Annotated in this window: 1 protein-coding gene; it reads left to right on the plus strand. The window is 68.6% G+C overall.

Annotation, left to right across the window (positions count from 1 at the left end; all coding sequences use genetic code 11):
* Positions 1-309: 309 nt before the first annotated feature.
* On the plus strand, positions 310-1,024 hold a 715-nt coding region (locus ACDELDRAFT_RS22970; protein WP_005801615.1), incomplete at its 3' end, for an AraC family transcriptional regulator.

Below are 1,024 nucleotides of genomic sequence, written 5' to 3' on the forward strand. Positions count from 1 at the left end.
CGCGCGCAGGGCTTCGAGCGCGGTGACGATGCCGGCCAGCCCGCCGCCAACGATCACCACGTCATGGTGCTGTGCTCCCATGGCTTGTCTCCTGGTCGTGGAACCTGTGTGGTTCTCTACGCATGTGGTTCTTTGTGCGCTAGACGATAGCGTTTTATGATGGGTGCTACCTTGACTTTGGAGCCCGCGCATGTTGACTTTGAAGCCTATTCACAGTCATTGCATGGTGCCAGCGATGCCGCAGAAGGCCGGCATCCAGGCGCACACGGCAGGCCCCGGTGATGGCTTGGACAAGGCGGGCAACGCCCCGTGAACCGGCTTCTGCAGCCCAGCGTCGCCCTGAGCTGGGTGAACACCGTGCTGGCCGCCGCCGAGCGCCAGGGCTTGGCACGTGCGTTGTTGCTGGCGCGCGCTGGCCTGCCGCCCTGCTGCCTGGACGAGTCGCGCTGGCCTATCGACGACATCACGCGCCTGTGGCGCGCGGCGGCCGATCTCACGGCCGACCCATCGTTCGGCCTGAACGCGGGGCGCACGGTGGGGCCGGGCAGCTTCAATGTGGTGAGCTACATCCTGCTGTCCTCGGCCACGCTGCGCGCGGGTCTGGGCGTGCTGCAGCAGTACCAGCGCCTCATCAGCGACGGCGGGCGTTTCCAGATCCTTGCGGGTGAACGCCAGAGCTGGGTGGTGTACCACCCGCAGCAGGGCAGCCTGGCGTTCAGCCCGCACCAGGTCGAGGCCGTGCTCGCGGCCACTGTGAGCTTCAGCCGCTGGGTCACGGGCCGGGCGCTGCGGCCTGCGCGCGCGCAGTTCAGCCATCGCCAGATCGGGCCGCTGGCGAACTATGCCGAGGCCTTGTCGCAGCGGGTGCAGTTCGAGCAGGCTTTCAATGGCCTGCTGCTGGACAACGCCGTGCTAGATGCGCCCCTGCCCCAGGCCGACGCCGGACTCGCCAGCCTGCACCGGGCCCACGCCTCGGCCCTGCTGTCGGCACTGTCGGAGCCGGCGCCGCTGCGCCGGCAGGTTG

Origin of the sequence: Acidovorax delafieldii 2AN, from assembly GCF_000175235.1 — a bacterium.
GTDB lineage: Bacteria > Pseudomonadota > Gammaproteobacteria > Burkholderiales > Burkholderiaceae_C > Acidovorax > Acidovorax delafieldii_B.